The sequence below is a fragment of the Streptomyces sp. PTL18 genome, assembly GCF_059510295.1.
In genome coordinates this window covers 41,032-49,702 of record NZ_JCAJZO010000036.1, presented here as the reverse complement: position 1 = coordinate 49,702, position 8,671 = coordinate 41,032, and the positions used below count along the sequence as shown (strand labels likewise).

Below are 8,671 nucleotides of genomic sequence, written 5' to 3'. Positions count from 1 at the left end.
CGACTCAGTCTGTCGTTAGAAGCTCGCAACACGATCTTGTTGAAGCGCTCTGCTCGGGTGTGACCGATGTGATGATTTTGCCGTTCGGGATGCTGTGGGCACTCGGCCGTGGATTGTGGACGATAACTTGTGGGCGCTGATCGAACCGGTGCTGCCGCCCTGGCCACACTGGAGACGGCTGAAGAAGGCCCGATCATGATCGGGTTACGAGCTCTTAGCCGATACGGCGCCCGTACGCCGGCGCCGGGCCTCCCGGCCGGCCGCTGGGCTGTGGGGCCGCGGGGCGTGGACGATGGCGCCTTGGTTGGCCTCGGGGATCAGGCCGTACACGAGGATGCAGTAGGCGTCGATCCGGCCCGGCGAGTCCGGGTCGGTGGACTGCCACGTCGACCACTCGCATTCCACGTCCGTGAACACACCCCGGAAACGGACCTTGTCCTGAGATTGCTGGGCGATCGGCTCTGCAACCGGCTCAAGCAGTGGCTGCTGGTGGCCGTGGCCTTCGGGCCCGACCACCAGCTCGTGCGGCGTGCTTACCAGGGTGCTCGCGCGCTGCGGGGGCCGGCGCGGTCGGCGCGCCGGCCAGGTGGTGGACGCGGGGTGTGCTCATGGCGGGGGTGTCGTTGCGGTGGCGTGCAGCCAGCGGGTGCGGACGGTGCCGAGATCGGTGAGGGAGCGGCGGGCGCCGATGGCGAGCTTGAACGGCGTGTTCGCCGGGTCGCCGGCGTACGACTCGACGCGCCGACCTACGTGCTCGGCGATGGCCGGGAGAAAATGCAGCAGGGCGCGCTCGCCTAAGTACGCCACCAACCAGCTGGTTCGGCCCAGTATGCAGAGCATCTCGCTGGGATCACTGCCGTAGACCCCAGTGCAGGGGCAAAGTGAGGTCGTCCGGGGAGTAGCCACCGCGAGCACCGGGGTGTCCGGGCTCGGTCACCACGGGACGGGCGATCTGGAGGTGCAGCTCCGTACGCCGAGGGACGTGGAGCGGGCGCAGGAATTGTTCCAGGCGAGCTACGCGGCGGCGTGAACGGATACCGCTGCACGTCACCTGACGGGCTGCGCTTTGTGTCGTGTCTGCGGTCGTGGGCGGTGCCTTTCGACGTCCGGGCAGTGGGTGGCGGTGGACTATCTATGGTGCGCGGGATCGCCGGTTTGGCCAACCGGCGATCCCGCGCTATGTTGCACGGCTCGTGGTGGCCCGTTGATCAGCGTGAACGGCTGGCGGGTCGGCCGGCCGTGACCGCTGGAGCTGCCGGCGCCCTGGCGGCGAGGCGGGTCCTGTGCTGGCGGCCCGGCTGTGATTGGCGCGTGCCGGTCTCGTGGGCGAGGGTTTCGGAGAGATTGGCCAGCAGTGAACTCGGGGTGGCCGGGGACGCGGTGATGGCCCAGGTGGGCCGGTCCGGTCCGGGGCCGGCCCAGATAGTCCAGGTGGCCAGGTTCTGATTCGGGTGTTGTGCTGTGAAGGCGTCGAACTGGACGCCCGCGTTCCCGTCGGGGGATGTCCAGCGGATCCATCGCCCGTCCACGGTGTGCTTCCATCCGGCGTCGGAGAGCGGCTGGCTGGCCGCGGTGCCCCTCTTTTCGTCCACCGGTGCACCGATGACTGTGTCCCAGCCGTCGCCGTCAGCGAGGTGGTCCAGCAGATCCTGCAGCACTGGGGCGGGGGTGGCGCCGTTCGCGGTGAGGACCCACATGCGGTCGGAGACGGGCGTCTCGTAGGCGGCTACGGTCCAGGCGGTCTCGTGGGGCGGGGTTTCGTGGACGCGTTCGATGCGCAGGGTCTGTGACTCGTGGATGGCGTGGGTCGTGTCATCCGACCAGGTCCGCCATTTCTCGAACTCGCCGTGTGGTTGAGGAAGGTGTCGAGGAGTGCGTCGTGGTCGCCGGCATCGGCCAGGTAGACGGGGACGGTTTCCGGCTCCGGGCGGGTGGATTCCGACTTGGCCGTCGTGACGTCGAAGACGGATCGGGCTTCGATGGCGGCGCGTTCGGTGTCGGTCAGGGGTGCGGGACCGGAGTGCATGTCGGCGCCGTGGACCTTTTCGAAGGCGAGCAGGGCCTGAGCGGGTGAGTCGAAGGTGTCGGCGATCTGGCGAAGGTGGTTCTCGCCGTGGAGGTAGACGGACTTGCCGTCACGGCCGAGGTACGTGCCTACCGCGACGGTGGTGTGGCCGTCGTGGGCGTGTGCGTGGATGAGGAGATGGCCGTGGCGGATGTCGTCGTGGATCTTCTGCGCCTGGTTGGAGACCTCGCGGATCTCGCTGCGGGTGCACCACGGCATCGCATAGTTCGCCCAGGTCCATTCCTCGTCCATGGCCTCCCGGAGTCGAGGGGTGATGTCGACGGTGATGCCGTCGGCGGACAGGTGCTTGGCTGCGTCCCTGGCCCAGTAGGGCTCCTCGTGGTCGATGCGGGCCAGGACCAGGACGTTGTCGGCTGCGACGGTCCAGTCGGCTGCCTCCAGAGCCATGAGAGCAATGCGGGCCTGACTGCCGGTCAGGACGGCGGTCACGGCGCTGGGATGGGTGGGGTGGGTGTCGAGGCGGACGTGGGCGTCGATAGGGGGAGTCACGTGGGGATGTCGTCTCTTCTGCCGGTGGCCGGCCTTCGGGTCCGGCCACCGGCGTGTGCGGGGTGCTATCGGGTTGCTCGCGCGGCGCGGGCGGCGTGAGCGGCCGTCGTGGTCGGCGGACCGGCGCGAGTGGCAGGTGCCGGCCGCGGCCGTGGTGGCGGGACAGTTCCGGTGGCGTGCTGCCAGCGGGTGCGCACGGCCCTGATGTCGGCGAGGGCGCGGCGGGCGCCGACCACAAGCTGGAACAGGGTGCTCGCCGGGTCTCCTGCGTACGCCGAGATGCGCCGGCCAGCGTGATCGGCGGTGGCCAGGAGGGAGCGCTGCAGGGCTCGCTCGGCCCAGTGCTCTACGGATCCGGCCGGTTCGGCCAGCAGGCGGAGCACCTTGCTGGGTTCACTCGCGTTGTCGAGCAGGCCGCGCTGTTGGGCTTCCCATAGGACGGTGACGGGGTCGACGGGCTCGCGGCGGCGGGCCAGGGCGGTCAGGCATTGCCACAGGCCGGCGTGCAGGGGCCGGGTGAGGTCGTCGGGCAGCAGCCACCGGACGGACTCGATGTCGGCGGGGTGGGCGGTGGCGGTCGCGAGGAGCAGCTGCTCCTCCTCGGCTGCCTCGGTGTGGTCGGTGGTGATGGCTGGCGGCGGTGCCGCGGTGCGGGGGAGCACTCCGGCGCGCGGCGGGAAGCGGCTCGTGATGTCGTCCACGACCGCGGCGAGCGCGTCGGCCTCGGCGAGCACTGTCTCGACTGGGTGCGGGAGGGACGCGTCGTTGACAATCTGGGTGAGGCGTTTGGCGGCCGTCTGCAGGCGACGGCGGGCGTGTTCGGCCTCGACCATCCTGGCGTAGGCCGGTGCGTGGCGGGGCCAGGGGCAGACCTGGACGAGGGTGTGCAGGTAGGAGGCGGTCAGTCCGCGCGCCTGTTCGCGCCCCGTGGCGAGCACTTGGTCGAGCCACTTGGTGTTCTTCGCGTGCTCGGCGGGGTCGGGCGGAGGCAGGGTGCTGATGGCGGCGAACAGGGCGGCGTGCGCGGGGGTGGAGAAGGAGTCGGCGGCGATGCCGGTCACGTCGCTGAGACGGTGTGGATCCAGGAGGAGGGCGCCGAGGAGGGCCTGTTCGACGTGGAATACCGGCTGCGGCGGTGCGATGGCGTCGAGGTCGTCTTTTTCGGGTTCGGGGACGTGGGGCATCAGGCTGCGAGGGTGAAGTCGTCGGGGTTGACGGTGACGCCGAGGTGCGGGGCGAGGAGGTGGCCGGCGAGCAACGGCGGTACGGCGTTGCCGATCTGGGAGAACTGCTGGCCCTTGTTGCCGGCCCAGGGGTAGTCGGCGGGGAAGGTCTGCAGGAGGCCGGCCTCGCGGGCGGTGATCCGGATCGGCTCCGGCACCGCTGGCGTGTCCGTGTCCGTGTCCTCGGTCGGAGGCGAGGCGGGTTCGGCGACCCAGGTGCACTCGTTCGCGCGGTGCCCGAAGAACAGCGTGCCCGCCGGCTCGGACAGCGGGCGGACGGTGGCGTTCGCTTGGTTGTTGCTGCGCAGGGACCAGGACCAGCGGTGCGCCTCGGTGGTGAAGGTCGGCGCCGGAGCGTCGGCGGCACGGTTCTGCCGTGCGCCGTGCCGTGCCTTCCAGCCAGTTCCTTCGCGGCGGGACTGCAGGAGCACGCCGTCCGGCCTGGGCATCCAGGTGCCGCGCTCCCGGGCGTCGGAGAGCGACTTGCGGGAGCCCGACGGGAACGGTTCGGGCCCGCCGCCCGGTCCGCCGCCGGCGCAGACGGTGGGCACGGGCCGGTCGGTCGCGCCCCATCCCAGGGCCTCGGCCATGCTGACCCAGCGGGCGCGGCCCGGACCGAACAGCGATTCCGGCTCGGCGTCCTGGGCGTGGGTGGGCGTGGGAGGCTGTGCCGTACGGACCCGGGAGGCGATCAGGATCGCTCGCCTGCGCGTCTGTGGAACGCCGAAGTCGGCGGCGTTGAGGATCCCGTACCAGACCGAGAACCCCCAGCCGCGCAGAACGGCCGCGTACTGCTTCCACAGCGGCAGGACGTCCGGCACCTCCTCCATCGCGACCCACTCGGGCTCGCCGACCGTGTTGAGGGCGTGCAGGTAGCGCATCGGCTCGGCCGCGAGCAGGGAGCGCTCGTCGCGGCAGGCGGCGAGGAGACGCTCTCGGGTGTCACGTCCGGCAGCGAGATCCTCCACCGCCGCGTGCACCAGCGGCTGGTCCACCAGGCCGAGGCGTTTGCCGGCCATGCTCCACGCCTGGCACGGCGGGGAGGCGATCAGCCCGCGCGTGCGGCCGAGGAAGGGCCACGTCGGATACATGGCCACGTCGGTCCGGACCGTCAACTGTCCAGCGGCCACGCGCGTCTTGCATGCCCACTCGTCCCATTCCAGGCCGACGTCGCGCACGCCGAGGACGCCCAGTGCCCTGCTCCAGCCGCCCGGCCCCGCGAAGAGGTCGAGTATCACGTGGCCAGCCTGAAGTCGTCGCGGGTCAGCGCGTCCGTGTCCCCGCGGCACGCCCAGGGGGAGCAGCCGTCCACGACGCCGTTCTCCAGCGCGTCGGCTTCGTCCGCGTCTATGCGCAGTGCTGCCCGCTCGGCGGCGGTGACGTGGTCGATCGGCGCCTGGCTCAGCGGGACGCGGGAGCGGTGCAGGAATGCCTCGCCGAGCAGTCGGCTGCCCGAGGCGTTGGCGCGGGCATTGCCCTGCCGGATGGCCGCGTCGAATTCGACGACGTCCGCCCACTCGGACGGGGACGTGTCCCTGATATGCCTCCATTGCGCATTTCCGTGGAATGGGCATCCCAGGCAGCTTGATTTCGGTGTATCGGCCAGCCCGAGTGAGGAGAGGCAACGGACGCAGTCTGCTCTGCTCCAGCTCAGGTCGAGAAGCGGATGCCGGTTGCGCATGTATTTCACGTCGGCGTCTTTGGCGCGGTGGAATTCGTCGGTGGAGATTCCCACCCACTGCTCAACGAACACGCCCTTGGGAACGCGCGAGGGGTAGGGGTGTCCGAGGAGTTCGCGTACCTTCTGCTTTATCGGCTTTACCTTATATTCGCCGGTGCACTGCCTGCGCGTCATGCCAGGCCGCCCGTCCTTGTTCAGGATGTGCAGGGGCATGGAGGCGAAGCGGTGGTCCGGATTCAGGGCGTCGCTGCGAATGTTTCCGGACGAGACACGGAGAACCGGTATACCGGCGGGCTTGGCTATCTCCTGTTCCAGTCGGTCCAGATGAGCGTAAACGGCTTTGGGTTCCCATCCGGTGTCGGCGAATATTGCGTAGTCGACCTTCGGGAGGATCCCTTCTGCTGAAAGGGCGAGCAGGGTGCTGGACTGAACTCCCGCGCCCAGGGAAAGGGCACGGAATTGAGGCTGATCTGAAATGTTCCGTCCTGGAGGTGAGGAAATGGGGGGCGCGCCCTCAATGAGGCTGGTGCGTCAGCCGGCTGGGCGGGATCAGCCGGTCGCGGTGTATGGCGTGGTGGAGGGCGGGGATGCGGTCGAGGAGGTCGGTGGTCGACTCGATGAACTGCTGTGGTGAGGGGCGGATGAGGACGGCTGGCCCCGTCGTGGCGTTGGCTCGGCGGCGTTGGTTCTCCACGGCGCGGGCAAGGGCTGCGGTCAGTTCGGCGCTTGCGTCCTGGGCGGCCTTGGCGATCTGCGCGATGTGGTCGAGGAGCAGCAGCTCCCCGGCCGTGGTGTGCGGCGTGTGCTGGGCGAGGTCGAGGAACAGCCGCAGGGCGGCGCCGGCGAGGTCTTGGGCGTCGGTGATCCGCGCGGCCAGCGCGTTCGCGTGGCCGATGGTGTTGGTGCGCAGGGCTCGGTGCAGGACAAGGGCGTCGGCCACGATCCGGTCGAGGGCCTCGGTCGGGGCGGAGCGATCAGGCACGGGTCTCCGTGAGAGTGGGCGGGCGCAGTGCCTGGGCGAACGCGGCCGTCACGTCCGGGGCTTGGGCAGGATCGGTGGCCAGGGCGCGGACGACGGGGGTGCCGATGACGACGGCGTCCACCAGCGGAGCGACGCGCGCGGCGAGGGCCGGGGTGGAGATCCCCACTCCCGACACCACGGGCAGCGGGCTCGCGGCACGCAGGCGCTGGGTGAAGCCGGCGAGCGCCGGGATGCCCAGCGGCCCTCGGTAGCCGGTGGGGGCCATGCTGGCGGGTGCGTACAGCCATCCGGACGCGCCGGCGACCGCGGCCGGGAGCAGGGGCTCAGGGGTGGTGCGCGGGATGAGGCGCGGAGTGCGAAGGCCCGTCTCCCGTGCGATTTCGTGCCAGCGGGCCGCTTGGTGGGCGGGCAGGTCGACGATCATCACGCCGGCGGCACCGGCGTCGGCGAACAGGCGGGCCACGTACGCGGTCCCGTGGCGGCTCACGGGCTCCCAGTAGGTCATGACAACGGTCGGCCGGAGGCTGGCGGCATGTTCGACGGCGCGCACGGCGTGGTCGAGGGCGTTTCCGCTGCGCAGGGCGCGGTGGTAGGCGGCCTGAATGACGGGGCCGTCGAGGGCGGCGTCCTCGGTGGGCAGGCCGACCTCAAACAGGTCGGCACCTGCCTGCGCGAGCTGGTCGAGGTGCTGGCGCTGTGCGGTTGCCGGGTGCAGGCCGGCGGGGACGAACACGCCCAGCGCGCACCGTTCTTGGGTGAGGCGGGTGTGGAGGGGATCGGCGGTGGCCAGGTTGGTGCCTTTCCCGGCGGGTGGGCTGTCGCCGGAGGTCAGCGGCGGCGCCCGGCCGGTGGAGTCGTGAGCGCGATTGGTCTGGCGGTGCGGGCCGGTTGCGCGGCAGGCGGCAGGGGCGCGGCGGGCTGGCTGCTGAAGGCGGGGCGACGGCGTCGAGGGTCTTGGCGACCTGCTGGGCCTGGTCGCGGGCATCCCGGAGCTGCTCGGCGACGGTGTCGGGGAGCCGGTCCCATTGGGCCTGGTACTGGTAGCGCTGGATGATCTCGATGGCGTTGCACAGCTGCTCGGCGAGCTGTTGCAGGATCGCGGTCTGCTGCTCGGGGGCGGTCGCGATGTGTGTGGCCTGCAGCAGCGCGTCCAGGGCGGTGGGCAGCGGATCGTCGTCCGTGGGAAGGCCGTAGAGGCGGGCGTGCAGTGCTTGGGCGAAGACCGTCACCGGGCCGCCGCAGGAGCCGTGGTCATACTTGGCTGCTGCCTGTCGGCGGACGCTGAAGCTGACGGTCACATCACGGGGAGCAGCGCCGGGGCGGATCTGGTCCGCAAGCGCGCAGGCGAGGTCATGCGCGCTCGGGGTGTTGGATGACGTGGCAAGACTCCAATAGGGATAGCGGTTAGCGGCTGGAGTGCGAAGGTGTGTACCGCCGCGTGCCCTTGGCCGCAGCTCGGCGATCGTTCACACCCGACCGCACCCGCGTGGGGTCAGCGGGTGCGACGACAGGTCGAAGGCGTGGTCGGCGTGCGGGGGGCGGCAGCTGACGGGCGGCGGGGAGCGGGAGGGATGTCGGCCGGCGTGGGGATGCCGAGGTCGACGCGGACACCGAGACCGTGGGTGTAGGCGTGGGTTTCGGCAGCTGTCACGGCGCCGAGCAGGCCGCGCTCGTCCAGCCCGTCCGGCGGGCGATAGGAAGAGCCGTTCGCCACCGGGGTGAAGCCGTGCTGCTCCAGGAGGGAACGGGCGGCGGCGGTCCTGGCCGTCACCGCCACGGTGCCGGCACTGAAGTGGAAGCGCATCTCCGGATCGGCGACGGGACTGTCGGGGCTCCAGCGGGTCGTCCAGCAGAGATCGACCAGGTCGTGGGTGTGGGCCAGGAGCCCGTACATCGCGATCCCGGCACGCTCGTGCGCGTCCTGGGCAGTGCCCGGCGGCAGCAGGTAGAGCGTGCGGCCGAGGTGCTCCCGGGTGAGGAACCCGGCCTCGGTCAGCAGCCGGTCGGCATCGCGGATGCGGCGGTTGATGACGATGAAGGTGTGCCCGTCGTCGGTGGACCCGATGAACACATCGGGGAAGTCCAAAAGAGACACGGTGGTCCAGGGGATCGGGGAAACGGGATCTGGCGGCTGTTTCAGCGGGCCCGGCGAGCCTGCACGTGGTGGTACCCCGCTTGCTGAGCGGGACGGCCGCCGGCGATGACCGCGT

General features: G+C 70.6%; 11 protein-coding genes. 1 reads left to right on the top strand and 10 read right to left on the bottom strand.

The annotated features are described in order from the left end of the window. Positions 1 to 204: 204 nt before the first annotated feature. From AC5WS8_RS35760 to trpA, 9 genes are all read right to left on the bottom strand, one after another. Entirely contained in the window at positions 205 to 516 is a 312-nt protein-coding gene (locus AC5WS8_RS35760; protein ID WP_496107656.1) for a hypothetical protein, read from the bottom strand. A gap of 90 nt (positions 517 to 606) precedes the next feature. After that, complete coding sequence (locus AC5WS8_RS35755) at positions 607 to 807, bottom strand: hypothetical protein (protein WP_496107655.1); 201 nt, start codon at positions 805 to 807, stop codon at positions 607 to 609. A 401-nt stretch (positions 808 to 1,208) separates the two neighbouring features. After that, positions 1,209 to 1,775 carry an SPDY domain-containing protein gene (locus tag AC5WS8_RS35750; protein WP_496107660.1) on the bottom strand — a complete coding sequence of 189 codons (567 nt, stop codon included), beginning with the start codon at positions 1,773 to 1,775 and terminating at the stop codon, positions 1,209 to 1,211. Continuing rightward, positions 1,727 to 2,575: a hypothetical protein gene (locus AC5WS8_RS35745; protein WP_496107654.1), complete on the bottom strand. Its 849-nt coding sequence runs from the start codon at positions 2,573 to 2,575 to the stop codon at positions 1,727 to 1,729. The genes AC5WS8_RS35750 and AC5WS8_RS35745 overlap by 49 nt, the downstream gene beginning before the upstream one ends. Before the next feature lie 65 nt (positions 2,576 to 2,640). Beyond that, positions 2,641 to 3,759, bottom strand: coding sequence for a DnaB-like helicase N-terminal domain-containing protein (locus AC5WS8_RS35740; protein WP_496107653.1), 1,119 nt, complete (start codon positions 3,757 to 3,759; stop codon positions 2,641 to 2,643). Next, the gene (locus AC5WS8_RS35735; RefSeq protein WP_496107652.1) at positions 3,759 to 5,036 is read right to left on the bottom strand and encodes a DNA cytosine methyltransferase; all 1,278 of its coding nucleotides are present in this window, start codon (positions 5,034 to 5,036) and stop codon (positions 3,759 to 3,761) included. Before AC5WS8_RS35735 ends, AC5WS8_RS35740 begins: the two co-directional genes overlap by 1 nt. Continuing rightward, complete coding sequence (locus AC5WS8_RS35730) at positions 5,033 to 5,896, bottom strand: adenine nucleotide alpha hydrolase family protein (RefSeq protein ID WP_496107659.1); 864 nt, start codon at positions 5,894 to 5,896, stop codon at positions 5,033 to 5,035. Before AC5WS8_RS35730 ends, AC5WS8_RS35735 begins: the two co-directional genes overlap by 4 nt. 97 nt (positions 5,897 to 5,993) lie before the next feature. Next, entirely contained in the window at positions 5,994 to 6,461 is a 468-nt protein-coding gene (locus AC5WS8_RS35725; protein ID WP_390830384.1) for a hypothetical protein, read from the bottom strand. Next, the gene (trpA, locus tag AC5WS8_RS35720) at positions 6,454 to 7,251 is read right to left on the bottom strand and encodes a tryptophan synthase subunit alpha (RefSeq protein WP_496107658.1); all 798 of its coding nucleotides are present in this window, start codon (positions 7,249 to 7,251) and stop codon (positions 6,454 to 6,456) included. Before trpA ends, AC5WS8_RS35725 begins: the two co-directional genes overlap by 8 nt. A gap of 235 nt (positions 7,252 to 7,486) precedes the next feature. Here trpA and AC5WS8_RS35715 point away from each other — a divergent pair, with 235 nt between their 5' ends. Continuing rightward, positions 7,487 to 7,837 carry a hypothetical protein gene (locus AC5WS8_RS35715; protein WP_496107651.1) on the top strand — a complete coding sequence of 117 codons (351 nt, stop codon included), beginning with the start codon at positions 7,487 to 7,489 and terminating at the stop codon, positions 7,835 to 7,837. A 116-nt stretch (positions 7,838 to 7,953) separates the two neighbouring features. Here AC5WS8_RS35715 and AC5WS8_RS35710 read toward each other — a convergent pair whose 3' ends face one another. Continuing rightward, on the bottom strand, positions 7,954 to 8,556 hold the full coding sequence (locus AC5WS8_RS35710; RefSeq protein ID WP_496107650.1) for a hypothetical protein: 603 nt from the start codon (positions 8,554 to 8,556) through the stop codon (positions 7,954 to 7,956). Positions 8,557 to 8,671: the final 115 nt, after the last annotated feature.